This is a genomic window from Marinoscillum sp. MHG1-6, assembly GCF_024714475.1.
Lineage (GTDB): Bacteria > Bacteroidota > Bacteroidia > Cytophagales > Cyclobacteriaceae > JAMZMI01.
Map to the genome: position 1 here is coordinate 386,133 of NZ_JAMZMI010000004.1, position 26,009 is coordinate 412,141.

Consider the following 26,009-nt stretch of genomic DNA (forward strand, 5'->3'; position numbering starts at 1 on the left):
CGACCGCTCTTTTCTTATCCTTTCAGTACTCCTCTATCAAAGGAAGTCTGGTTTATCAATCTTTCTGGCTATTCTATTTGCAGCGTTCAGTAAACCTACGTGGCTATATGCCTGCGGAAAGTTACCCCACATACTGCCGTCCACCGCTTTCACATCTTCACTGAGCAAACCGACATGGTTTGAATATGAAACCAAATTATCAAAGTATTTAACCGCCTCGTCAATTCTCCCCACACAAGCAAGTGCTTCCACATACCAGAAAGCACAAATGAGGAAGGTGGTTTCAGGCTCTCCGAAATCATCAACGTGTTTGTAGCGATAGAATAGTCCATCTTTAGCATGAAGTTCCTTTTCCAAACCTATCAAGTGATCCTTAGCTGCCTGGGTATTACCGTCAAGGTAGTTCATCATGATCAACTGAAGGGTACTCGCATCCATGCGATCAACACCTTTTGCCTGAGCATAAGCCTTTTTCGATGGTACGTAACATTTCTCAATCATCCTGGCAGACTTTTCCTTTAGCTTCATAGCCTTCTCTCCCATCTTAGTATCTCCAATGACCTTTGCCATTTTTACTGCAGCGCTACTACCCGCCCAATGAAACAGATAAGTGTAGCAATGATGTTGACTAAGGTTTCTGAATTCCCAAAGGCCGGCATCCGTTTCATCAAATGTCTTCTCAATCATACTGAGGGTCTTATTGATCAAATCCGATGAATCAAACCTTTCCGTGAAAATAATCCGCTTATCCTCATAAAGGGGAAGTAGGGAAATCAACACCTGACCGTAAACATCGTTTTGTATGTGAGTATATGCCTGATTCCCGATTCGTACCGGTTTCTCGTTTCCACCATATCCAGCCAACGGAATCTCAACCTCATCCAACAGTTTCTTCCCGGTAATTCCATAGAGAGGTTGATACCTGTCAGACTCTTCTATGGTAGTATTGAGTATGTAATGGAAGTATTTTTCAGACTCCTCAAAGTGACCGATGTTATTGAAGGCATTCAAGGTATAGTAAGTATCCCGCATCCAACAGTACCTGTAATCCCAATTCCTGGTGCTTCCGGGAGATTCCGGCAAACTGGTCGTTGTAGCTGCTACAATAGCTCCCGTATCTTCATATTGATGAATCTTCAGGATCAATGCAGAGCGTATCGCCTCCCTTTGATAGAAGTTCACAATGCTGGCTGTTTTCACCCAGTTTCTCCAGTATTGTTTGGTTTTATTCAAGAATATCTCGGAGGTCTCCTCCAGCCCTGCCTCCAACGGAGGACCATAGGTAAACACCAGGTACTTGGTTTCGTTCAGCACAAAGCTTTCTTCATGAAGTACATAATTTAGCGAGATATTGGTGGTCAACCTGACATGAGCCCCTAATCCAAGGTATCGGATATGATTACTCCCCATGCTTGACTCAGGCTTGATATAACCATAGTCCCCTACCGGTCTACATCTAGCTACTAACCTCGGGTTGCCTCCCAGGCTTTCGACCTTTCTAATAAACATTAAGGGTTTATAGTACCTATCCGTTTGATAAAAACGAGGAGCAAAATCAGTAACACGATATTTACCAGTAGATGTTTCTACTTCGGTGCATAGTATATTGGTATTCTCAATGTAGTATTGCCTGGACTTGAAGTCTTTTTCTATAGGCTTAATGGAAAACTCCCCACCCTTTTCCTCATCTAGCATACGACCAAATATGAAACTACTGTCAAATCTTGGCCAACACATCCATGATACATTGGTATCAGTGTGTACATGGGCTGTATATGCGCAGTTTCCGATTACGCCAAAATCGTAAGTATGTCTCATAGGTGTATCATTAAATAAGCAAAGCCCTAAGATATTATGAATATTGTAGGAATTTCAATGAAAGTTTAAAAATTTGCAACCAAAATGGTGCGATTTCTTAAATCAATGATAAAGAAACGTATGGGAGAATTATTACAGAAAGAACAGTTGATTTCTAAATGTATCTTTTATATCCTTATTACTATATTTGGTGTTATTAGTCCCCGCCCATGAATAAATTCACTGATAAAAAGACCTTAAAAATTCTCCTTGGAATTGTTTTAGGTTTTTTCGTTTACTTTTTACTCATCACACTCCTTGTTCGGGTTGAAGAAGGGAGCACCCAGGCATCTATTACGAACTATCGCGATGCGATCTGGTACTCTATTGTAACATTAACAACAGTAGGTTATGGTGATCTGGTACCAGCAACGGAATATGGAAGATATATCGCCTTCATTTTCGTGTTGATCAGCATGGGTATTTATGGTGTGCTTATAGGGCAATTTTCCTCATTGATATCAACGATAAAAGAGAATAGAAAACTAGGATACAACGGAACAACCATGGAAGATCACGCAGTTATTATTGGATGGAATGAGTTTGGTAAGCTCGTTTTAAATCAACTTATAGGTGTAGGCAAGCGGGTTGCCATCATCACGAACAATAAAAGCGATATTGATTTTATACACGAAGAACAAAAAGCCAAAGATGTATTTGTACTTTATAGCGACTTCAATAACATGGAGCAGCTTAGAAAGTCTAACATTCAAAAATCTTCCATAGTCTTTGTCAATTTAGATAACGATACAGAAAAGCTCGTTTATATCCTTAGTCTTAAAAAGGCCTTTCCCAATCTCGAATATGTTGTAACCCTTGATAATGGAGACCTTAAAAACACTTTCATTAGCGCTGGTGTAACAAATACCATTTCCAAACACGAAATATCATCCAAACTTCTCGCCTCTTACATGTTTGAGCCCGACGTAGCAAATTATAGTGAATCAATTATGTCCTTTGCAGATGAAGATTCAGACTACGACATCAAGCAGTTCTTTGTCACTACCAGTAACCCATATCTTGGAAAGGCTTACCAGGAAGCTTTCTACGACCTCAAAAGAAGATACAATGCGGTCCTAATAGGAATTACCAAACGTGATAAATTCGGTAACAAAAAGCTGATCAAAAACCCCCTAGGCGACCTGAAAATATCGACCGGTGACTACCTGATCATTCTGCTAAACGGAAAATCCTTCAAACTGGTAAGAAAAATATTCGGTGTGGATGAAGGACTCATTCGAGAAAAATAATTTTACTATGAGACATTATCTTCCAATTGCATACCTAACCTGTCTTGGGTTTCTAATAGGTTGTGAAAACAAAGACCTGACTGAAGGCGAGGCGTTTAAGCCTCGTGAAATCCATGAGGAAATCAGCTTTCACTTTGATAAAGTCACCGTAGATGGGATTGAATATCTTATTCTGGAAAAAGACAACAATAACCCACATGAAGGGTTTGGTTTCATGGCTTTTAGAGCGAACAAGCTCATGGAAAAGCAGGACACCGTTATTTCACTTCTGAAGACCATCAAAGAACAGCAAAATGAAGTTCTTTCTGCAATAACCGGTCAATCACTCAGGGAAGTCAGGTACCGGTCTGATAAAATGTTTGAGAGATTTCTGGAAGAAGAATCTTCAGAGTTTCTAAAGTTAGAAGGAAAGGACCTAAGCGGTAAGTCTTCCCTTTCTGAGGAATCCAAAGAGAATTCGCAGGACAAGTAAAGCAAAAAGCCCTTACAAATAGGGCTTTTTTTTATTCATTCAAGTAGAGGACACGTTTTACTTGCCTGTAAAATAAGTCCTCAAAATTTTCAAAACTGCCGAGGTAGCCGGATCAATTACCGGAGAGTTCACAATATCCTTTGCCACTTTTACCGCATCTATCAGCTCGTCTTCATCTTTGAAAACTTCATTCAGAATGTGACAATCAAATATTAAAGACATTAATATTACGAATGATGGAGTTGGCTTTGCATTCTTGAATACAATTGCCTTAAGAGCATCTCTGATTTCCTGCTCAAAGGCATAATTCGCATTATCCATCCTTTCGGACAATGGAATCCATAAAAGTTTGGTAGCCTCTTTTTGCAAAATACCTCTTTGCAAGAGCAAGTTGATCAGGTCTTCCTGAATATTTGGAAACTGTCCTACAAGGCTCTCAATCTGATCAATGAAAGGAGCTCCGGTTTTCAACTTCTGAAGCACCTTATCCATGACAATATTACCCACCCCGGTGGTATCATTTACCTTGATTTTGGCATCTTCAAGGGAGATCTTTTTCAACAAAGACAGCTCCAAAACCATAGCGCTCAGCAAACCAGCATCTATGCTTTTTTCTGCTGCAGACAACAACCTACCTTCTTCGTCATCAAGCGCAATGAGATACAGTCCTTCTGCAATAGTTAATTTCATATGAAATGTTTATAACAGGTTTAAAACGTTTTGAGTATTTCGCGCAATTTAGTCTTTTAATAAAAAAGATATGGTCATACCCTGCACCAATATAGAGAAGACCACACAACAGTAGGTGGCAAATAAAATAGTTTCCTGTACTCCTTGTTCAATCCATTCATGCTCTGACACGGATAAGGCCAATGCTACGGAGATACCTCCTCTTAATCCTCCCCATGTCAAAATAGCAATCGTTTTTGGCTCAAAGGTTCTAAAAAATCTCATAATCGTAACCGGGACGGACACACCTATAAACCTGGCTGTTAGAACAATCAAAATCCCCGTCACTCCAATCAAAATACTATGAATAGAAAAAGAATTCGCTATCACAATCATTTCCAATCCTACAAGGATGAATAGAATCGCATTAAGAGCCTCATCCAGCAAATGCCAGAATTTAAAAACATATTCTCCGGTAGCATTTGCAAGCCTTTCATCTCTTCCCTCGTTCCCAATGAAGAGTCCCATAACCACCATAGCCAAAGGACCAGATACATGAAGCAACTCTGCTATTCTTCCACCGACCATTACCAAAGTCAAGGTCACCAGTACCTCAAGTTCTACATGGTCATTATCAATAAAGTCCAGAAGTTTGAATCCCAGAAACCCGAATACTGCTCCCATCAAAAGGCCCAGAATCACTTCCTGACCGAATATCTCTAATATAAAAGCGGCGCCAACTTCTCCTCCGCCATGACCTCCATGGCCTGCTGCTTCAGCACCACCAAACTGTGCCTGCGCGATGCTTAAGATGGTAAGAAAGATTACTACCCCAACACCATCATTGAATAAAGATTCACCGGCAATTTTTATTTCAAGTTTCTTAGAAATCGCAAACTCCTTAACCAGAGCCAAAACAGCAATCGGATCAGTTGGTGAGATCAATGCCCCAAATAATAAACAGTAGATCAAGTCAATTTCTACCCCAATCATTGGGAAAATGAAATAAACCAGATAGCCGACAATAAATGTAGACATCAACGTCCCAACAGTTGCCAGTATTAGCACAGGCCATTTCTCTTCCAGCAATGTCTTCAGGTTTACTGAAAGCGCCCCGGCAAAGAGCAGGAAGTTCAGCATCACTCCAAGTAGGACCTCCTTAAAATCAAATTCTTCAACAATATGTTCCGCTCCTCCCGTGACAGCAGGAAATATCCATCCCAATGCCAAAATCACCACAGACATCATCAGGGCAATCGCCATGAGACCAATGGTAGATGGAAGTCGTAATACAGTTATATTGATCAGCGTGAAAACTGCTGCCATGAAGATCAGCAAGGTGATTAGGTCAAGAATACTCATCGGCGATTTTGAATAGGTTTTATTATTACCACTTTAGGAAACCTAAAATAAATACAAAATTGATTGAATAAAAAGTTAGGGGGTCTGTGAGAATGTAATTGCTCCTATTTTTACCAAAAATGTGTTAACAAATGATCAAATTCTTCATTCGAAATCTAATGTTGAGCTGTTTTTTGATTTTAGCACTTCAGTCTTGCCAAAACATCAAACAAAACGTTGCCAACAGAAAGATTTCCAAGGAAATAACAAACTCAGAACTCCTTAAGAATCAATTTACCGGATTCTCTCTATTTGACCCAACAAATAAGGAATTCCTATGTCATTATAATGATCATCTTTACTTTACTCCTGCCTCGAACACGAAAATTCTAACAGCCTTCGCCTGTCTCTCCGAACTAGGAGACTCAATTGCCTCCTTTACTTACAGACAAGAAGGTGATACCATTTACCTCCGGCCAATGGCTGATCCAACCTTTCTTCATCCTGAATTTCCCGTTCAACCTGCAATAGACCTTCTATACCAAAAAAAACTTATCATTAAACTTCCAGCAGAACCAATCAAAAAATATGGCCCCGGTTGGGCATGGGATGATTATGAATATAGCTATCAGGCCGAGCGTACCTGGATGCCGATTTATGGAAATAGCCTAAGAATTTTTAATGATAGTCTGAATGACGATGTCACCCAATTAGAACCACGGTTCTTTACAAACTATACACAGGTACAAAAGGAAAATGGATCGAAAAGCTACATCCAGAGAGATCTCCAGCACAATATTTTCAATGCCTGGATTTCAAATGAAGTAAGGACTTATGAAAGAAAAATACCTTTTACTTATTCAAATGAGCTTTTGACTCAATTAATGCAGGACACGCTACAGACTCAGGTCAGTTTTTGTGATGCAATACCAGAGGCTTCGGACACCCTTTTTAGTCAACCTACTCGGGAAGTCATCTCTAAAATGATGATTCCTAGTGATAATTTCCTTGCAGAACAATTGCTCATACAATGTGCATTAATTCATAATGAACCGAATCTAGACGATTACAGGGTTGAACTTCAGAATAAATGGAAGTCATTTCTTCCAGACCCTATGCGCTGGGAAGACGGGTCCGGTCTGTCACGCTACAATCTCATAACACCCAGAAATCTGGTGGCTATTTTAAATCAAATTTACGATCAGACATCTTGGGCCACCATTCAAGATATTTTCCCAATTGGAGGAGTTTCGGGCACATTGAAGAACTACTATGCCGCACCCCAACCCTACATATACGCGAAAACTGGCACCCTAAGTAATAATCATAACCTAAGTGGATACATCAAGACTCAATCCGGAAAGATTCTAATTTTTAGCTTCATGAATAACCATCACCTGACATCAAGCTACACGGTGAAAATGGAAATGGAAAGGATACTTCTTCAGATCAGGGATCGCTATTGATCGTGTGAACTAACAATGCCACCAGTAAGCCTCATCAATTCTACCCTGGATTCCTTGAGAAGGTAAAGTGCCTCTAGTTTTTGAGATGATGCAGCCAAATAATTATTCTGAACTACCCTAAAATCAAATGAGTTAATAGATCCATTCTTAAACTTTTCATTTGACACATTTAAGTTGGTCTCAGCTACTTTTTCTTTACGAGCATTAATCATATAAATTTTCTTTCTGATCTCATATCTTTCGAATGCTTCCATAAGGTCCTGGGTCAGTGACTGCTTGAGCTGGTCAATCTGTAAATTCCCAATATCTTCAGAAACCACACTATTCCTAATCGCGCGATTTACCCGCCCACCATTGTAAAGATTAAATGAGAGCGTAAAATTTGCGAAGTAGGTTCCCGTCTTTGAAATGAGTGGATCGGGTGGGTTTTGGTAGGAAGTGTTTGGTCCGGAATACTCAGCGCTGGTCAAATCGGATTTATTTCTATTCCACTCATAACCTCCATTAAAATTCAGCTTAGGATAGAGGTCCGCTTGATTGCGTTTAACCTCCAGCTCCAAAATTGACTGAGAGACATAAATCTTTTTAAGGTCAACATTTTCACTTAGCATACGTCCCTCCAACTGATCATAGTTGTAGTTTTGATCTTCGAATACCAGACTGTCAGTAAGCTCATAATCCTGATTCAGATTATCATTCACCATGAGCACATTCAAATTTCTAATGGCATTATGATATATTAATCCTTGATTTATGATGTTGACCGAATCAGTCAGGTAATTCCCCTCCTCCAGCATTACATCCGTACTTGCAGCACCTCCTATTTCAAATTTTGTCCGTAAGTATTCAAATCGATCCGCACTTAAGTTCATCTGTTTTTCATAAACCTTCAGTCTCTGCTTTTCCAGCACCGCTATGTAATAAGCCAGAATTACCGATTGAATGGTATTTGACACCACCACCTCGGCATTTTGCATGGACTCAGCCTCCATCTGCTCCAAACGTCGTTTGGTCAATATTGCCTTGCCACCTTGAAATATGGTCCAATTTACCTGGGCAGACGGTACCAGGTTGTAGGTACGCTGATCATTTAGCTCAAATCCTGGGAAAAGCTGACCGCCAAAAAACAGATTATCAGAGGACTGATTTCTCCGGCTATTTTGACTTTGAAGTTGCAATGTAATAGTAGGTAATAACCCAGTTTCACCCCATGCATTATTGTTTTTAGCGATAATGTTCTGTTTCTCCTGGATTTGAATACCATAGTTTTCATCCAATGATATCGCGATTGCATCTGAAAGTGATAATGGCTCCTGACCAAACACCACATTCATATTAGCAACTAATATAAATGACAGTAACACCCCCCTCTTCAACGCAGTATAGTTAAGCGGATTCTTTATATTCATTGAGTCTTCCTTCTTGCAAAATGATAGCTTCTACTTCTTCCCTTGTAGGTTTTTTACCTGTCCAAAGCCATTTCAGAGATCTTCTCCAATCGTTGAAAAGCAGGATCATTACGGGGAAAAACAACAGAATAATAAACGTCCCAATAAGCACACCATAAGCCACTGATATCGCCATTGGAACAAGAAACTGGGCCTGAAAGCTGGTCTCTTTAATTAATGGGAACAATCCCAAAACAGTAGTCAATGAGGTTAAAACAATAGCTCTGAACCTGGCCTGACCTGCTTCGAAGGCGGCTTCCTTGACAGGAATACCTTCTGCCACTAATGAATTAAACTTTGACAGAAACACCACTGCATCATTAATAATCACACCAGAAAGCGCCACCATTCCCCAAACACTCAAAAGTGACACGGGGAGTTCTCTCATGCTCACCCATGATTCAATTCCATGGCCAAAAATGGCCCCAAACCACCCTAGCGGAATCAATAGAATGATCATTAACGCTTGATAAAACGAACGGAAAGTGATCATTAGAATAAAGAAAATGAGCACAAAAGCACCGCCAAAAAAGAGTCCTATTTCATTTCCTGCCCTCGCACTTTCTTTAGACTGGCCCCCATAATCCACTTTCACTGAAGGATATTTAGCCTGAAGCTGGGGTATGATGTCATTTCTGATCTTCTCCAAAACAGGTGGGACTTCACCAAAGGGGTCTGTCATTTCAGCTTCCACGGTAACAGACCTGGACGAATTATAATGTTTAATATCAGTGACACCTCGCTCAATTCTGTAATCAGCAAGTTGCCCAAGGGGAAATTCCTGACCAGAGGCTGTTTTTACCCTTAGATCCTCCAATTGACCAATGCTTTTCCTTCCACTCTCAGGATACCTGACCCAAACTTTCAATTCATCATTTCCTCGCATGAACCTTTGAACCTCCTCACCAAAAAATCCCTGACGCATCTGGCGAGTGATATCACTGTGCGTTAAACCTAAAAAGTACGCCTCAGGTCTAAGCTCAAATAACATCTCCCTACGACCAATGGGCACATTATCCTGAATTTCCTTCAATTCCGATACCTTCTCCAGTTGATCCTTGAGGTATACTTTGGCTTCATTCAGCTCATCATAATCTTTACCCATGAGCATCACGGCAACAGGTTTTCCCCATCTATTGCGACCTCCGATAGTAAATTTATCTGCTTCGGGAATTGGACCAATTTCCTTGCGTAACCGCTCTATTAGATCAAACTGATTAATCCCGTATTGATCTAACTCATCAAACTGAATATTAATATTTCCGGCATGAGATCCCTGCTCCCCAGAAGAAGAATACCCGACATCTGAAAACGTATACTTTATGATATCGTCTTCAGCATCAAACTCTTCCTTCATATTCTTGTTTACACGCCAAATGGCGTCTTCTATGCGTTCGAGGTAACGAGCAACTTTCTGTTCGCGCTCCCCGGGAATAAACGATATATCAATAATGAGGCTATTGAAGGCTATTTGAGGGAAAAATGTCGCTTTGATCTGTCCTCCACGAAGCAACCCAACTACAATCACCAAAAAACCAACGAGTATCGCCACGGCTATAGCTCTATGATCAATGCAATATTTTAACATGCGACCATAGATGTTGACCCGCATATAATCGATTTTACTGTTCAGAAACTTTCTGATTTTATAGCTGCGAGTATCTTCTGCTTTGATACTAAGCACTCTTTTACTTGCCAGGTGCGCCGGTAATATAAAAAAGGCCTCAAGCAAGGAAAACCCCAAACAGAAAATGACAACAAAGGCCATTTCCCGAAGAAACTCAAACCCTCCTGTCAGGAACAACAATGGTAGGAAAGCTACAATGGTAGTGGTTACAGAAGTAAAGACTGCTGGTAATACCTCCATGGTTCCATGAACTGCAGCCTTTACCGGGTTTCCATGCTTTTCAAAATGGGAGAAAATGTTCTCCGCTATTACGATACCGTCGTCGACCAAAATTCCAATAACGAGGATCATCCCGAAAAGCGAAATCATGTTGACGGTCAATCCCACCATAGTACCCAGAATGAACATCCCCAAAAAGGACGAAGGAATGCCCCAGGCTACCCAAAAGGACAGTCTCAGACTCAGGAAAAGCCCTAAAGAAATCAGAACAAGTATGAGCCCTACCATCCCATTAGTGGTAAGCATGTTTAACCTCTGAGTTAGCAGATCATTAAAATCCCAGGTAGTTCTTAATTCAACCGCTTCATTTCGCTCATTAAATTCCTTAACATAATTCTCTACAGCAACTGATATTTCAGTCAAATCCTCCTGCTCCAGCTTTCTCACCTGAATCCAAACAGCAGGCTTTCCATTTAATTTGGCTTGTGAAGGAACATCCTGAAACTGCTCTTTAACAGTTGCCACGTCTCTTACCAACAAATAGCTGCCATCCGGATTGCTTCGAAGCACAATATCTCCTATCCTGTCGGCATCGGTCTCCTTGGATCGTGACCTGATCAAAATCTCCTCTGTAGTAGATTTCACGGATCCTGCAGAGATGTCCCTATTATTGGAGCGCACGGCTGCAACCACCTGATCGAACGTAAGATTGTAGCGACGAAGGTCCTCTTCCGTGACTTCAATGGATATTTCCAAATCCGGGTAGCCATGGATGGTCACCTGGCTAATCACGCCTGTAGCTAGTAAATCATCTTCTATCGACTCGGCATATTCCTTCATCGTTTTGAGACTGACGTCTCCGGTTATACCCAACCACTGTGCTGTTGATCGTTGCTTCTGCTTAAATATTATTGGCTTTTCGGCCCCTTCCGGAAACTCAGAAATACCATCAACCGCATTTTTGACTTCGGTGTAGACTTCATCAATATCATAGTTATCCAGTGTGAGGATGTCAATGGAAGTAACATTTTCTGAGGAAGTTGAATTGAGCTCATCAATACCCGAAATGGTATTGATCGCTTCTTCTATTTTCGTTGTGACACCCTCTTCCATTTCCTCGGGAGATGCTCCCGGATAAGAGACGGTTATCAAGATATTTCTGTCCTTCGAAATCGGAAAAAAGGATTTTTTGGTACTTAGAATGCTGATAATTCCAGCCAGCAGCGTTAGCGCAATCAGAATATTCGCCAGTATAGGATGCTTAACAAAATGCGCTACTACATTCTTGATCATAAGCCAAATATTTAATTGCCGACAGCCTGTGAAGTGTTACCTGAAGCTTTGCTCCCATAATCAATCTCTCTTTTGTCCAGCTTGTAGGCGACCATGTTGTTATGAGCGTTGGATAGCGGCTCAACTACGATATCTTTTCCTTCATCCACTCCGGAAATAATAGCCTCCTCTTCCATCAAACGGTGAATTTTTACCTCTGTCACTTTAAGAAGTGTATCCTCTAAAACAAAGACCTCATTGCCATTATAAAGCACATTCCTTGGAATAATCATCCCCCCTGCAATAGTCCTCGCCGGAATTGAAGCTTGAAGAAATTGTCCATCATAGATTTTAGTCCTGGATGGCGCTATCTGAACATATACGTCTACTGACTGAGTATTTTGATTTACGAAATCACTGATGCGAACAACCTCACCTTGAAATTGCTGTTGGGTTTCCTCAGAACTTACAACGACTTCCGACCCCAGAGTAATCCATGGAATATCTCTTGTTTCAACGGCCACTTTCAACTCAAGCGCCCCGGTTCTTAAGATCGTCCCAATCTTGTTACCCGGACCAACATAGGCCCCTGATTCAATTACCACGTTAGTTATACTACCATTGAAAGGAGCATAGTATCTATGCTTTCGCAGTCTTACTTCCGAACTTTTAATTGTATAATAAGTAGAATAGATGCCTTTGGTTGCTAAAAAGGTCTTCTCCTTGTTACTTAATGTTTCGGGCAATTCAGGTAAGGCTTTATCAATATTAATGGAATTGAAATATTCATTCCACTGATCAAAACTTTCCGAATAGTCCAGTTTTATATCAGGTAAAATTGCCGCCAGATCTTTGAGAAAACTACTCTTTTGAGATTTCAGGTTTAAAGCAGCCTCTTTGTCATCAATGTAGAAAAGTAGATCCCCTTTTCTAAACCTTTGACCTTCCTTTAACAATACATTTCCCTGATACATCCTCCCTGCAACTTCTGATAATAAATCCAGAGTCTGAGATGACTGGACCCGCCCAAATGCTGTGACAGTAGTCTTGATGTCCCCGTAATTCACCGATTCGGTTTTGACATACTTTTTAGATACAGAAGTTTTCTTAAGACTGGGTTCTTCTTTGAGGCTGGCAAATAAAAAACTAAGACCAATTGCCCCTCCAAGAATAAGCAATGCCGTCCCAAGAATAGTAATTTGACGTTTGTTCATTAAAATGATCGGGTTGGAAGATTATGTCTACTTAAATGGAATTATGGGTTTTAAGTTTCAATTTTTCCGATTAATTATGATAATCGAAAGACAAACGGTCCAAATAACTGATGACCTCATTCGGGTAAATGGAAAAGCAAGACCTCGGCCATTTTATTGGTTAGACTGTCCATGTCATATAATGTGCATAGGTAAAATTGATGTGTCGATGAGCTGCAAGCACGGCAAAAATATTCTTGAAGAATTATTTTACCTGAGATAAAAAAAATCGTAAATAGCTAGCATTCACATCATAACGGTTATGACGCACTTAAGTACAATAAAGTATATAATCCCAGTCATTTTAATGGTTGTCACCAGTTCGGCGATAGCTCAGACTGATTCCACGCAGCTTGATGGTAATAATAAGATATTCATCATCATCACAAACAGTGGTGGCGAGTTCGTAGGAAGAATCCTTAAACAAGACCCTAAGGAAATTCTGATTTCTACCCAGGATCGAGGTGAAGTAATAATTCCAAAATATGAGGTCAAGGAAATACGAGAAGCTAAACCTGGAGATCTTTCAACCTCGGGTAAGTTCATTCCGGAACAACTGTTTTCAACTCGGTATTTTATTAATACCAATGGACTGCCAATAAAAAAAGGAGATAGTTACATGATTTTCAATCTCTGGGGACCCGACTTTCAATTTGGAGTCGGAGAAAACCTTGGTATCGGAGTGATGACATCCTGGGTGGGAATACCCATTATTGGATCTTTAAAATATTCCATTGAGTTAGGAGAAAATCTGAATATGGGTCTCGGCACTCTACTAGGAACGGGATCTTGGGCAGCCCCTGAGTTTGGCCTTGCCCTGCCCTTTGGAGCCCTGACCCTGGGTACCAGCAAAAACAACATCAATTTTACAGCGGGTTACGGAGTGGTTTGGAGTAACGGCAAAAGCGAAGGAAAGACCCTACTATCTGTAGCCGGCCTCAAACGAATTTCCAGAAATGCGAGCTTTGTAGTGGATTCCTTCATAGTACCAAATCCAGGAGGAGGTGATTTTAACGTAAGTACAATAGCCTTGATTACTCCGGGTCTTCGACTTCAATTCAAGGATAATAGCGCATTTCAGTTTGGCTTTGCTGCCATTTATGCAGAAAACGAATTAATTCCTGCCCCTATTCCATTTGTACAATGGTTCAAAAAATTCTAAAATCAGCATAAAGGTGATGGAGATTCCGCCTTTTAGATTATTGAAAGAAAGAACTATTTAAATCCTTTGAGGTTTATTAAATACAAAACAGATATAGCGTATATGAGCAAAATAGATAAGACACCTGACGAATGGAAAGCCGAGTTGACGCCTGACGAATACAGAGTTCTCAGAGAAAAGGGCACCGAGAGAGCATGGACCGGGGAACTTTTAAATAATAAAGAAACAGGAATGTATGAATGCGCTGGTTGTGGTCATCCATTGTTCACTTCAGACACCAAATTTGATTCAGGGTCTGGCTGGCCAAGTTTCTTTTCACCAGTGTCAAAAGATGCTATTGGATTTCATTTAGATACTTCTCATGGGATGACGAGGACTGAGATCACCTGTAATAATTGTGGTGGACATTTAGGCCATGTATTTCACGACGGCCCCCAACCCACAGGCGACCGCTACTGTGTCAACTCTATTTCACTAAAATTTAAAAAGTCATAAACGGCATCTAACCTCTCCCCACCAAAGACATTTTTTTACATATTTGCATCAAACTCAGAATAGCATGTATAATGTGGTTGTTGTCGGTGGAGGTATTGTAGGTTTGGCCTCTGCTTTAAAAATAAAGGAAGCCAATCCTAAACTAAGGGTGGCAGTTGTCGAAAAGGAGAACATTCTGGCCAAGCACCAAACAGGACATAATAGTGGTGTTATCCATTCGGGTTTATATTATAAACCAGGAAGCCTAAAAGCCCGCAATTGTGTGGACGGCTACAATCAAATGATCAGGTTTTGTGATCAGGAAGAAATCCCTTACGAATTATGTGGGAAAATTGTCGTTGCGACAAAAAACAGCCAGATTGAAGCACTTAACACCCTTTACCAGAGAGGAACCGAAAACGGACTCACTGGAATAAAAAAGCTCGTCGCAGAAGAATTGAAAGAATACGAGCCTTATGTAAACGGTGTTCAGGGGCTCTATGTACCGCAAACAGGAATTATTGACTACAAGGAAGTTGCCATCAAATACGCTGAGAAAATCAAGCACTTCAATGGTGATATATTCCTGGGAAACAAGGTCATTGATTTTAAGGAAAATAATGGATTTATTGAAGTCAAAACAGATAAACAAACCCTTATCACACGCCTCGTGGTAAACTGCTCTGGATTGTTTTCTGACAAAGTGGCCAAACTCACAGGAGTACCCGTTGATTATCGGATTATCCCATTCAGAGGGGAATACTATAAAATCAAGAAAGAAAAAGAACACCTCGTCAAAAACCTGATTTACCCTGTTCCGGATCCTGCATTCCCGTTTTTAGGAGTCCATTTCACTCGCATGATTGGTGGTGGTATTGAAGCAGGTCCTAATGCGGTGTTTGCTTTCAAGAGAGAAGGTTACAAACGCACAGACCTCAACATGGGAGACCTAATGGGCAGCCTGGGATGGAAAGGATTCAGAAAGGTTGCTGCGAAATACTGGAAAACGGGGATGGGTGAATTCTACCGTTCATTTTCGAAGTCTGCCTTCACAAAAGCCCTTCAGGAACTTCTGCCTGACATTCAAAAGAGTGATCTCGAACCAGGAGGAGCTGGTGTTCGTGCACAGGCTTGTGATAGAAATGGTGGATTGATTGATGACTTTCTGATTCTGGAATCGGAAAAAATCATCAATGTGGGTAATGCCCCCTCTCCGGCCGCTACCTCTTCTTTAGCGATCGGTCAACATGTCGCCGGGCTTGCATTGAAGCGCTTTTCATAAACACATTTGGGTTAGGATCGTTATTCTTGGTGAAAGAAGTAATTATGAGACAGATTCTAACACTTGTATTATTTAGTCTTCTGACTGTGGCCTGTGCCCAGACAGAAAATGTGTCAGATCCTTCCTGGGACCTTTCCGACGCCGAATGGAAAGAGCGATTGTCCGATGAGGAATATTATGTTTTGAGGGAAAAAGGAACCGAACGGGCTTTTACAGGTAAACTCTGGAATAATAAGGCCTCGGGCACTTATTCCTGTGCGGCCTGCAAACTCCCACTTTTCTCCTCGGAAACAAAGTTTAAATCAGGAACGGGCTGGCCTTCCTTCTATGAACCCATTAAAAAACTCAATGTTGCGGAGGAGAAAGATTACGCTTACGGAATGGTAAGAGTAGAAGTTCTCTGTGCCAGATGCCGTGGTCATTTAGGACATGTTTTCAACGATGGTCCTGAGCCTACCGGATTAAGATACTGCATCAACTCAGTGTCTTTGGTGTTTGAAGAGGAAAAGCCATAGCAATGCTATAAGATCACTTCATTTAGAAATTTCTCCGACCTTATCTCCATCCAGCTGTATCGCTTGAATGCACTAATCAAAAAACCAGCATGTCCTCCGTGTTTTGGTGTTTCCAGGTGAACTGATTTGCTTTCGCGAGCTATATCCCTTGGGTTACATTTATCACCGAGCATGGGATCATTAAGCGCATTAACAATTAACACCGGAACGGTGATGTTACTGAGAAATTGATCGCAGGTGGATTGCTCAAAAAAATCTGCAGCGTCTCGAAACCCATGTAGGGGAGCAGTATATCTTTCATGGAAATGGTCAAAATTATCCAACTCCTCCAAGCCTGAAAGGTCAATTTGATCCGGAAACATTTGTGCTTTGAGTTTGATCTTTTCAATCAGCTTATCCAAAAACCGCTTTTCATAAACATGATTTTCCTTCTCTCTCAGCCTATCAGAACTTTCCTTAAGGTTACACGGAACTGAAAAGGTTATAGCTCCTATAATTCTCTTATCTCTTTGTTTTTCACCTAAATACTTCAGACTCATACTGGCACCCATTGAATAGCCAAAAAGTATAACTTCCTGGTAGCTTCTATCAAGCACATTCCCAACAGTATATCCCAGATCCTTTGTTTCACCATGGTGGTAAAATCTGGGTAGTCTGTTCATTTCTCCACTACAGCTGCGACAACTCCAGGCAGCAATATCCCAACCTCGTTGATGGAAATAATCAGCAGTGCGCCGAACATAATATTTATCTGAACTACCCTCAAGCCCATGAGAAATCACCATACACCGTGTATGCGCTTTTTTCCTTAGGAAATCAATATCCAAAAAGTCACCATCAGGCAACTCAAGACGTTCCCTTTGAAACGGAACCTCCGGTCCCTTTGATATGATGGAAGGAAAAATAGTCTCCCAGTGACCATTCAACAGATAAAATGGTCTTCGATAGCTGGACTCATCGATCAATGGCATGTGGCAAAAATAGCAATCAACCGCCTTAAGTAAGCCTCCCGCAATTAGCGAAGCTAACTAGCTCAAGAACTTATGGGAAGACGAATCTCGGGAATGTTTAGTTATCAAGTGCTCCGTCGTCGACCCAACAAGCGATCAGATCAATTTGCTCCTGACTCAGTGTGGTATCATCAAAAGGCATATAACCAGATTGCGTAAATTCTTTAACATTGGCCGAATTCTCAATCACCGCAGATGGATTATTCTCGAAAACCGGACGTTCGCTTTGCCCTGATTTATGACAATCAGTGCTGGTCGCACAATTGGCATTCACGAGAGGCATAATATCGTCTGCAAGACTAACTCCGGTACGGACATACACATCTATAGTAGTACTGCATCCTTCCCCATCGGTTACCTTCATGGTATGTTCTCCTGCACTTAAGCTACCGAATTCAGTTGTATCGACGGCCGTTCCACCATCAAGACTATACTTATAAACGCCATCGCCCCCTGAAGCAGTCACCATAATCTCACCTGAACTTCCCTCACATCCTGCATCCATGGTTTGATCAGCAACTGCCGTCACCGAACCAGGCACCGCCTCAAGCGTAACATCCAGTGTGGCTGTACAGCCATTATTGTCCGTAACTGACAATTGATAGAACCCGGCACCCAAATCTGAAAACGTAGCCGAAGGCTGTTCTTTAGCTCCATTAATTTTATAAAGATATTCTCCCCCTCCACCTGTGGCATTTACTGTTATGGAACCCGCTTTCGTGCAGTCAGGCCGAAGCGTATCAGCCAAAGACAACGCAATATCACTCTCGGAACAGTCAACCTTCGGCTCCTCCTTTCCACTTGAACATGAAATTAGAAGTGAAATCACTACTACTAAAATTGGAATAAAAAGATTTTTCATCGCAAGGTTTTACTATTACTATTAAAAGTTAACCAATGCTTACTTCAATACCCAAGCGAGTCCAAAGTAAATGTATCTACATGATTTAGAAAGGGTCGATTGTCAATCAAATGGCATTGCCATCAGGCACTTATTTGTCCAGCTCCTTAGTAATCCTCTCTTTAAGGTTTATGTCGGAACCTGGCCAGGTGGTTCTTTTATTGATATCGTATGCGATATAAAGCATGATTAGAATGAAAATCAGAGAAAGAATAAAAAATATCTTCTTGGATTTTTTCATAAGCCTATAGAGAACTTTTTATTTGTGTTTTAATTAAAGAAGAGACAATGAATATTGAGGGCAAATTAATAGAGAAATTCGAGACTCAGAACGTTACAGAGTCATTCAAGAAAAGAGAGTTTGTGGTTGAATATGCAGATAATCCACAATATCCCGAATTTTTAAAATTCGAACTCATTCAAAATAATTGTCAACAATTGGACTCCTTTAATGTCGGAGATAAAATTAATGTCAATTTTAACCTGAAAGGCAGGAAGTGGACAAATCAAAAAGGTGAAACAAACTACTTCAATAGCTTACAAGCCTGGAGGTTAGAGAAAACTGGATCACCTGAACCTTCGGCCCCATCAATGGATACACCTCCCCCTCCATCAACAGAAGATTCCTGGATGGATCAAAGCTCAGCAGCAGATGATGATCTGCCCTTTTAATTAGTTCTTTTGTTTGAATGTAACCGGAATATATGCTTCGGTTGGCAGTCCAATCTGACTTAATTGCCAACCCGAATCATAGCCGGAAACTATATGTTTTAAGCAATCAACTTTGTGCTCTTTGGGGTCAGGACAATCATTCCAGTAAAAAAACTCAACCCGGTATTTGTACGTTTGCCTTTTACCGTTGATAATTACTTGAACTTCAATGTCTTGTTGTTCGTTAATATCAGGTATTTCGATTCCAATTATTCCCATTATCTTTTGATTAGTTTGGTGTATAATTGAATATCAAAAAACGTACCTATACCCGTAAATCATTAAAAATCAATAGATTAACCAAATATGAGTCCAGCCTATTGCTCAAAAATGAACACAGTAATGTCCATTAAAGCCTATTTGTTGTATTCTGTTATTTGGATAATTCTCCTTTCATCCTGTTCACGAAAAACCAGTGAAGGAAGGCCTTCTCCGCTTGCTCTTGATTCTACACAACTCGCCTTTTCTTCCGTTTCTATTGCTTACAGTAGTCCTGGAGTAAAGGAGAGAAAGATTTGGGGGGATCTGGTCCCTTATGGCAACATCTGGCGTACCGGTGCAAATGAAGCTACGGTGTTCAGTACTTCCAAACCCATCCACATCCAAAATGAACTTCTCCCTGCCGGGAAGTATTCGGTATTTACCATTCCGGATAGCCAAAAGTGGACAATTATATTCAACGAAGAATGGGATCAGTGGGGAGCTTATAATTACGATGAGAGTAAAAATGCCCTCACCATTCAAATCGAACCGGATATCGTAAAGGAATACCAGGAAAGGCTCAAATTCTACTTTGAGGATAATCAGCTAGTATTCCACTGGGAGTATCTTCGCTTTGCACTCAACCTCACAGAATAAGCTCAACGCCTGATAGCTTCATTCGCTACTCTCACCATGAGTCTGGTCATGGAAGTTATCGTTTCATCACAGCCGGAAACCATAAACCTTTTGGTCATAAACTTGGGGTCCATAAAACCAATATAAACATCTCCATACTCTTCCCATACCAGTATCTCTAAAGGTAGATCCAAAGCTGTGGTGGGTTGACAGGAGATTAGTTGTGTGGTTAAATCCGGATCTTCAAAAAGAATACTTCTTGTGGGCGGTATCTCCTTTCCGCGCTCTTTGGCTATCGCATCATGATTTACCGTCTCAAAAAACTTCAAATCATGGGACTTTATGATGCCTTCAATCTTTGTCACTGTCTCATCAACGGACAAAGAACTCCTGTAAATAGTAAGATTTTGCGCGCTTGCAATGAAGGTAATTAATGCCAGGGAGGTAAATAGCAGTGATTTTTTCATCAATAGCAATTTCAATCAACCTCAAAATAAAGGATTCATCAGCCCAAAAAACTAAAAAAACAGGATTATTTTATAAAAATCACTTTCAAAAAGTGTTTTAGTTTTGATTAATTACAATGTCATAATTGCAATGTAGTTTTACCTAAACTAACCAAACCCTAACTTCTACATAGACATATGAATATCTATGCCAAGCTCACCTTATTGTGTTTATTTCTAGTGGTGGTTTCATCATCTGTCATTTTTGTCTTCACGAATCTAAAAGTAAAGAAAACCTATAGCGAGGAAATACTCATCAGCGTCACTAAACAGGCGGAGTCTACCATTTCAAACATCGAACAATTCATATTCTCCAGAATTAATGATGTTCGAATGGCAACTAAGAACCCTTACTTTCGAATTGGAGACATCTCTTCTGAGGAGCTGACCTCCAGGCTTCAAGAACTGGAAAACCTCAATGACCTGTATTACAACTTTACGTTCTACAACATGGAGGGTGTTCGGGTGGCAGACAGTAAAAGACAATCTGTAGGTAAAAGTGATACCACCAACTTGTTGTGGAAGAAGCTATCTCCTGAAACTCCGTCAACCATGGCGGTTTCGATTTCTCCGGAACTGGATCGTGTGATCATGCAGTTTGGCGCCACAGTTAATGATCTGTTTGACCAGAACCCCTCAGGAGTCCTTGTGGGAAGCATTCTGCTAGATGAACTCTTCAAAATCATGGGCGATATCAGTCTTTCCGGCGACAGCACGGTTAGGCTAAATGTAAACCTGATCGATCAGAACGGACTCATCCTTTACAGTAACGATCCATCCTCCACCCCACTAAAATCAGCTTTCAATGACTTTGATTTGATTAAGGATGCAAAAGGATCATCCAGGGTTAATGTGGTTGAAACTGATAATGACCTCTACTTTGTAGCTCATCAGCAGAGCTATCTAAATTATGAAGGCAATGACTGGATACTGTGCGTCAGCACAGACAAGGAGTCGGTTAATGCACCCCTCAAAGACGTTCAAAGCCAGATACTCCTGATCATCCTCGCAGTACTTGGAGCCTCATTGATTTTGGCTCTTGTTGCAGCCAATTTATTTGTACGACCTATCGTAAAATTGAGTGAATACGCAGAAGAAATTGGTAGTGGAAACCTGAATGTTAAAATTGACATCACCGGCAATGATGAAATAGGAAAACTAGGAAAGCTCCTGGCTACTTCTTCCAAGTCCCTGATGGATCGCATACACGAACAAAAAGAGTCAAACCAGAAACTTGAGCAACAAAAGGCAGAAATCGAGAAGCAAAAACACCTTTTAGAAAATGTTAATCAACAGATTTCTGACAGTATTATCTACGCCCAAAGAATTCAAAATGCCATTCTTCCTGACCTGAACTCGATAAGCAAATTAGTTAATGACGCATTTGTGATCTTCAAGCCAAAGGATGTGGTAAGCGGCGATTTTTACTGGTTTGAAAGGATACGTCAAGGTAGAAGTGAATACCTGGTAATCGCATGTGCAGACTGTACAGGTCACGGCGTTCCTGGAGCTATTATGTCTATTATGGGTAGTAATCAGCTCACTAACATCATTTATTACCAGAATTACCTGGATCCCAATAAAATCCTTGCGCGTCTTGATAAGCTTATTAAAATGGAGCTACAAAGGGATAATGAAGAAAATCGAGACGGTATGGAGATTGGTATTTGTGTCATCAACCTTGATGACCTCAAAATGGAATTCTCAGGAGCCGGCATACCTCTGTACCTAGTTAGAAACAATGAGTTAACCACCTATCGAAGTCCTAAAGTTATGATCGGAGGAATAGAAGGTGATGAAAGAGAAGCTGCCGCTGTGATCAATAAAGAAGAAATTCAGCTATCTGAAGGCGATAGATTATTCCTCGCTTCTGATGGCTTTCAGGATCAGTTTGGTGGTCCTCAAGATAAGAAGTTCATGGGTAAGAATCTCAAAGCCCTGATACAAGAAAGTTCAGTGAGTCTATCCGATAAGAAAGTTGCACTGGAGGAAGCGTTCGATAAATGGAAACAAAACACTCCTCAAACAGATGATGTACTTGTGTTAGGTATTGAGATCTAGAAGATATTGAAAAGGTATTGAGATAGAATCTATCTCAATACCTTACTAGTAGTGTTTCGTCTACTGTTACGTCATATAATTCCAGTAAAGTCTGGTTGATAGCTTCTAGTAGCTCCTCATCCAATTCAATATCCGGATCCGTTTGTTCCATCTCGGTGATCGAAAGCCCTCGTTCACGCACTAGCGTCAGGCATTTTAACACTACTCTGGTCCACGCCTGAGGACTAATGTTATCCCCGCACCAATTTTTATAGTTACTTGCTTTTAAAGCCATGTTATTCCATTAATATTTAAATCCGAATACCGAAACATCATCGGTCAACCCGGACTCTCCTATCCAGTCTTCCAGCGTTTGATTCAAAAACGTATACTGATCCTCCATGCTCTTATCTTGAATTGATTTGAGCATTTCCTCAAACTTTTCCTGAGAAAATTTAACGCCATCCTGATTCTCCTGCTTATAAAAGCCATTGGAGAACATATAATACGTAGAACCTTCTACCATTGGGATTTTCTCCGCCATCAAATCCTGATAATTCTCTCCCGGCTCACCTTCAAGGACCATCATTTTTCCATTCTGGAAAACGATCATATCCTGGTCAATACCACTGAACTGCATGGTATTTTCATTATTATCAAAAAGTGCCACGGATACCTTCATATCACATTGCAATTCAGCTGATCCGGCAGCATCAATTTCTGCCTTAAGCTCTTTGATAATATCTCCGGTATGGAAAATTTTTCTGTCTTGAATAAGATCATTGAGAACTGAATCTGCAATCAATGTTTTCAATGACCCAACAATCCCTTTACCATCGAATTCTATCAGGGCTGCAACAGTGTAATCTTCTGATCTGAAGTTTAAACTTGTGGTCCACAAAAATTCTTCGCTGAAGAGATACTTCGTTTTATACAAAACAAAATGCTCATCAAAAATCCTCTTGAGATAACGCTCATTTGGAAGCATAGACTGCTGCAGAAGACCTGCATATCTGATGCTATCAATAAGCCTCTTATTCATCATGTTAAGCTCCTTGGTTCTTTCCCGAACCCTGTTCTCAAGCTCAACATTAGATTCCTGAAGTTCTTTAACGTGCTCATCACTATCCATGGCACTCTGATAAGTTTCCATGGCCCGATCGAGCACTCCCTTCATTTCCTCAAAATTCCATGGTTTGGTAATGTATTTATGAATACCGCACCTGTTAATCCCATCCTTAATAGCCTCAATGTCAGTAAAGCCTGTTAGGATGATTTTGATCAATTCAGGGTAATCAGGAAGAATTTTCTCAAGCAACTCCGTACCTGTCATTTCAGGCATTCGCTGATCTGTAACGATCACCTGAATTTCATTTTCCTTAAGGATATCAATCGCCTCTAAAGGGTTGGTAGTTGTGTGTACGTTAAAAAACTTCCTGAAATTTGACTTAAACACTCTGAGGTTAGTAGCTTCATCATCTACATAAAGAAGTGAATACTTCTTTTTTTTCTTCCCAGAGTCCTCTTTCACCTCATTTTCAATTTCTTGCATTCTTGCCGTCGGTTTCTAAGTTTTAGCTGATTTTCAAAATTAACCCTCAACTACCTTTTGAGAGGATTGTTTTACCTTCTTTACTACCTTTTTTGGCAAAGTAATAGCAAATTCAGTTCCCTGACCAATCTCACTGGCCAATTCAATTTTACCACCATGTTTTTCAATGATACCGTAGGTAATGGACATACCTAAACCGGTACCCTCTCCAACAGGCTTAGTCGTGAAGAAAGGTTCCCAGATTCTATTCTTAATTTCATCCGGAATACCAGAGCCATTATCCTTTATTCTAATGGCCACATTATCCTCTAACTCCTCAGTGTAGATGGTAATTTCAGCATCTTTCTTATCCTCAGGCATCGCCTGAACCGCGTTATTCAGAATATTCATGAAGACCTGATTCAACTGACCTGGATAGCATTCGACATCTTTCATCTTATCATCATAAAACTTGGATATCTTCACTTTGTTCTTTGTTTTGTTTCTTAACAAAGTCAGCGTAGCATCGATGTTTTCATTGATGTTTGCGGTCTTCACTTCCTCCTCATCCAATCTGGAGAATACCCTTAGACCTTTCACGATCTCTATGGTTCTTGTCACACCATAGTTAACGTCCTTGATCAATTCGTCAAGCTCTTCCATCATCTCTTCATACTCATGATCCTCTTTTAGCTCTCTGATATTCTCAATCACTTCAGCCGGATCAGCATCCTCCTCATCCAATCTGGAGTATTCATCTGCAATCTCTCGCAATGACTCGATGGACATCTTTATGGATGTCATACCGGACGAAATAAAGTTGATTGGGTTATTGATCTCGTGGGCAATACCCGCAGTAAGCTGACCAAGCGAGGCCATCTTTTCTGAGTGAACCAATTGCGACTGAGCACTTTTAAGTGAATGAAGTGCGTTGTTAAGCTCCTCTTTACTCTGTTGCTCCAGCTTAAGCGTTTCCTTAATCTTCTTCTCCGCAAGGAAAAGTTTTTCGTTATCCTGCAACTGCTTATCAGCCAGTTCCCGGATTTCAACCTCAGAATTTTGAAGCTTCTTATATGCTTCATTTAGTTCATTCTGGGCATTGATCAACTGTTCGTTAATCTTAATTTGTTCCTCTGAACTCTTCAACAATTTTGCCTCAGAAGCCTGAAGTTTCTTGTTATTCTCCTCAAGTTCCTTTCGGGACATGTAGAGCTTCTTGTTAATGATCTTCTGCTTTTGGTAGTTGACCTTCAGCTCTTCTTCTGACTTCTTCACTTTGATATAGGCAGCGTTCGCCGACAGGTAATTATCACCCGCCAACTTCACTAACGGCCTGAAAACAAACATGGCCTGTAAGAGAATAAGTCCAAAGAAGAATGCAAAGATGATCTTCTCGGCTAATGAGAATTCTGTTTTTCTCAATTGTGCTTCGTTCACAAGAAAATCGGCAATATTGTCTGCCGCAGTTTCGTACTTATTGACCGTATTCACCAATGCCTGGAAGGAATTACTTAGAGATAAATAATTCACATCAGAACTGTTGGTCGTGAAATCAAGACCAATAAGATTGCTGGCATTAATATCCATTTCAGAATAGTAATACCTCAATTCCTCCTGCAGCTTATCGTACTCAGCTGACTTTTCGGGTTGTAGAAGTTTTAAATCAGAATCACCTGAGATTAAAGCCTCATGGTTTTTTCTCCATTCAGGAAGAGCTCTACCCAATTCTACCTTGAAAAAGACAAAGTTTCTTTCGTTCTCAGCGTAACGCATACCCATAGCAGCCTTGGTCATTTGCTGACCCAGCGCGCTTTGATTAGTCGCTGTTTGGACCATTTTGGGGTCGTTGTTGAAAACGTTAATGATGTCTTTTTGAAGGAAGAAAATGTAATAGGCTACAGCACCTGCTACGATTAGCATCGTTATCACGTACGCTATCGCATATACGTCTTTCTTTAGCATGTAATTAGTGGTTGGTTGTAAATCGCTGTATTAATTAACCTACAATCTACGCATTTTTAAAATAATATCAATAACCCCTAATTCAATTTTTATTTGTCCATTATTTAGAATGATCCAAAAAAACATGCCTTGGTTACAGGAATTGCATTAATTTCACGGAGCACAAGATTTATGAAATCTTAAACCAAATAAGGTGAACTTTGA

The 26,009-nt window shown here is 40.5% G+C and carries 23 protein-coding genes; 10 read left to right on the top strand and 13 right to left on the bottom strand.

The window, feature by feature from the left end; all coding sequences use genetic code 11:
• Positions 1-36 precede the first annotated feature (36 nt).
• Entirely contained in the window at positions 37-1,818 is a 1,782-nt protein-coding gene (locus NXR94_RS11650; protein ID WP_258104807.1) for a glycoside hydrolase family 15 protein, read from the bottom strand.
• Between the two features lie 209 nt (positions 1,819-2,027).
• Between NXR94_RS11650 and NXR94_RS11655 the strand changes: the two genes are divergently transcribed.
• Positions 2,028-3,107 carry a TrkA family potassium uptake protein gene (locus NXR94_RS11655; protein ID WP_258104808.1) on the top strand — a complete coding sequence of 360 codons (1,080 nt, stop codon included), beginning with the start codon at positions 2,028-2,030 and terminating at the stop codon, positions 3,105-3,107.
• 7 nt (positions 3,108-3,114) lie between these two features.
• Positions 3,115-3,579 (top strand): hypothetical protein, encoded by a 465-nt coding sequence (locus NXR94_RS11660; RefSeq protein ID WP_258104809.1) that lies wholly within the window; start codon positions 3,115-3,117, stop codon positions 3,577-3,579.
• A gap of 57 nt (positions 3,580-3,636) precedes the next feature.
• On the opposite strand, the gene NXR94_RS11665 is transcribed toward NXR94_RS11660, so the two are convergent.
• Positions 3,637-4,269 carry a GPP34 family phosphoprotein gene (locus NXR94_RS11665; protein WP_258104810.1) on the bottom strand — a complete coding sequence of 211 codons (633 nt, stop codon included), beginning with the start codon at positions 4,267-4,269 and terminating at the stop codon, positions 3,637-3,639.
• A gap of 48 nt (positions 4,270-4,317) precedes the next feature.
• Positions 4,318-5,610: a sodium:proton antiporter gene (locus NXR94_RS11670; RefSeq protein WP_258104811.1), complete on the bottom strand. Its 1,293-nt coding sequence runs from the start codon at positions 5,608-5,610 to the stop codon at positions 4,318-4,320.
• Positions 5,611-5,741: 131 nt separating this feature from the next.
• Here NXR94_RS11670 and dacB point away from each other — a divergent pair, with 131 nt between their 5' ends.
• Positions 5,742-7,055, top strand: coding sequence for a D-alanyl-D-alanine carboxypeptidase/D-alanyl-D-alanine-endopeptidase (dacB, locus tag NXR94_RS11675; protein ID WP_258104812.1), 1,314 nt, complete (start codon positions 5,742-5,744; stop codon positions 7,053-7,055).
• Here dacB and NXR94_RS11680 read toward each other — a convergent pair.
• From NXR94_RS11680 to NXR94_RS11690, 3 genes are read right to left on the bottom strand one after another with little or no spacing between them, the layout of a single operon-like run.
• Entirely contained in the window at positions 7,049-8,464 is a 1,416-nt protein-coding gene (locus NXR94_RS11680; RefSeq protein WP_258104813.1) for a TolC family protein, read from the bottom strand. The genes dacB and NXR94_RS11680 overlap by 7 nt on opposite strands.
• Positions 8,442-11,642: an efflux RND transporter permease subunit gene (locus NXR94_RS11685; protein WP_258104814.1), complete on the bottom strand. Its 3,201-nt coding sequence runs from the start codon at positions 11,640-11,642 to the stop codon at positions 8,442-8,444. The genes NXR94_RS11680 and NXR94_RS11685 overlap by 23 nt, the downstream gene beginning before the upstream one ends.
• An 11-nt stretch (positions 11,643-11,653) precedes the next feature.
• Positions 11,654-12,835: an efflux RND transporter periplasmic adaptor subunit gene (locus NXR94_RS11690; RefSeq protein ID WP_258104815.1), complete on the bottom strand. Its 1,182-nt coding sequence runs from the start codon at positions 12,833-12,835 to the stop codon at positions 11,654-11,656.
• Between the two features lie 346 nt (positions 12,836-13,181).
• On the opposite strand from NXR94_RS11690, the gene NXR94_RS11695 reads away from it, so the two are divergent.
• The 4 genes from NXR94_RS11695 (at position 13,182) to msrB (NXR94_RS11710) (ending at position 16,307) form a co-directional block, all read left to right on the top strand.
• Positions 13,182-14,036 carry a hypothetical protein gene (locus NXR94_RS11695; RefSeq protein WP_258104816.1) on the top strand — a complete coding sequence of 285 codons (855 nt, stop codon included), beginning with the start codon at positions 13,182-13,184 and terminating at the stop codon, positions 14,034-14,036.
• Positions 14,037-14,138: 102 nt separating this feature from the next.
• Entirely contained in the window at positions 14,139-14,531 is a 393-nt protein-coding gene (msrB, locus tag NXR94_RS11700) for a peptide-methionine (R)-S-oxide reductase MsrB (protein WP_258104817.1), read from the top strand.
• A gap of 64 nt (positions 14,532-14,595) precedes the next feature.
• The gene (gene lhgO / locus NXR94_RS11705; RefSeq protein ID WP_258104818.1) at positions 14,596-15,792 is read left to right on the top strand and encodes an L-2-hydroxyglutarate oxidase; all 1,197 of its coding nucleotides are present in this window, start codon (positions 14,596-14,598) and stop codon (positions 15,790-15,792) included.
• Between the two features lie 44 nt (positions 15,793-15,836).
• A complete protein-coding gene (msrB, locus tag NXR94_RS11710; protein WP_258104819.1) occupies positions 15,837-16,307 on the top strand; it encodes a peptide-methionine (R)-S-oxide reductase MsrB in 471 nt (156 codons plus the stop codon).
• A 5-nt stretch (positions 16,308-16,312) separates the two neighbouring features.
• On the opposite strand, the gene NXR94_RS11715 is transcribed toward msrB (NXR94_RS11710), so the two are convergent.
• Positions 16,313-17,278 (bottom strand): YheT family hydrolase, encoded by a 966-nt coding sequence (locus tag NXR94_RS11715; protein ID WP_258104820.1) that lies wholly within the window; start codon positions 17,276-17,278, stop codon positions 16,313-16,315.
• A gap of 97 nt (positions 17,279-17,375) precedes the next feature.
• Positions 17,376-18,179 carry a SprB repeat-containing protein gene (locus NXR94_RS11720; protein WP_258104821.1) on the bottom strand — a complete coding sequence of 268 codons (804 nt, stop codon included), beginning with the start codon at positions 18,177-18,179 and terminating at the stop codon, positions 17,376-17,378.
• Positions 18,180-18,506: 327 nt separating this feature from the next.
• On the opposite strand from NXR94_RS11720, the gene NXR94_RS11725 reads away from it, so the two are divergent.
• Positions 18,507-18,890, top strand: a complete 384-nt coding sequence (locus NXR94_RS11725; protein WP_258104822.1) for a DUF3127 domain-containing protein — start codon at positions 18,507-18,509, stop codon at positions 18,888-18,890.
• On the opposite strand, the gene NXR94_RS11730 is transcribed toward NXR94_RS11725, so the two are convergent.
• Positions 18,891-19,148 (bottom strand): hypothetical protein, encoded by a 258-nt coding sequence (locus NXR94_RS11730; RefSeq protein WP_258104823.1) that lies wholly within the window; start codon positions 19,146-19,148, stop codon positions 18,891-18,893. It abuts the gene before it with no gap.
• 111 nt (positions 19,149-19,259) lie between these two features.
• On the opposite strand from NXR94_RS11730, the gene NXR94_RS11735 reads away from it, so the two are divergent.
• Positions 19,260-19,787 carry a DUF2911 domain-containing protein gene (locus NXR94_RS11735; protein WP_258104824.1) on the top strand — a complete coding sequence of 176 codons (528 nt, stop codon included), beginning with the start codon at positions 19,260-19,262 and terminating at the stop codon, positions 19,785-19,787.
• A 2-nt stretch (positions 19,788-19,789) separates the two neighbouring features.
• On the opposite strand, the gene NXR94_RS11740 is transcribed toward NXR94_RS11735, so the two are convergent.
• The gene (locus tag NXR94_RS11740; protein WP_258104825.1) at positions 19,790-20,233 is read right to left on the bottom strand and encodes a DUF302 domain-containing protein; all 444 of its coding nucleotides are present in this window, start codon (positions 20,231-20,233) and stop codon (positions 19,790-19,792) included.
• Between the two features lie 177 nt (positions 20,234-20,410).
• Between NXR94_RS11740 and NXR94_RS11745 the strand changes: the two genes are divergently transcribed.
• A complete protein-coding gene (locus NXR94_RS11745) occupies positions 20,411-22,333 on the top strand; it encodes a SpoIIE family protein phosphatase (protein WP_258104826.1) in 1,923 nt (640 codons plus the stop codon).
• 34 nt (positions 22,334-22,367) lie between these two features.
• Here the strand turns inward: NXR94_RS11745 and NXR94_RS11750 are convergent, their stop codons facing one another.
• From NXR94_RS11750 to NXR94_RS11760, 3 genes are read right to left on the bottom strand one after another with little or no spacing between them, the layout of a single operon-like run.
• Positions 22,368-22,607 (bottom strand): hypothetical protein, encoded by a 240-nt coding sequence (locus NXR94_RS11750; protein ID WP_258104827.1) that lies wholly within the window; start codon positions 22,605-22,607, stop codon positions 22,368-22,370.
• Positions 22,608-22,616: 9 nt separating this feature from the next.
• Positions 22,617-23,864 (bottom strand): response regulator, encoded by a 1,248-nt coding sequence (locus NXR94_RS11755; protein WP_258104828.1) that lies wholly within the window; start codon positions 23,862-23,864, stop codon positions 22,617-22,619.
• A 39-nt stretch (positions 23,865-23,903) separates the two neighbouring features.
• Positions 23,904-25,805: a sensor histidine kinase gene (locus tag NXR94_RS11760; RefSeq protein WP_258104829.1), complete on the bottom strand. Its 1,902-nt coding sequence runs from the start codon at positions 25,803-25,805 to the stop codon at positions 23,904-23,906.
• Between the last annotated feature and the right edge of the window lie 204 nt (positions 25,806-26,009).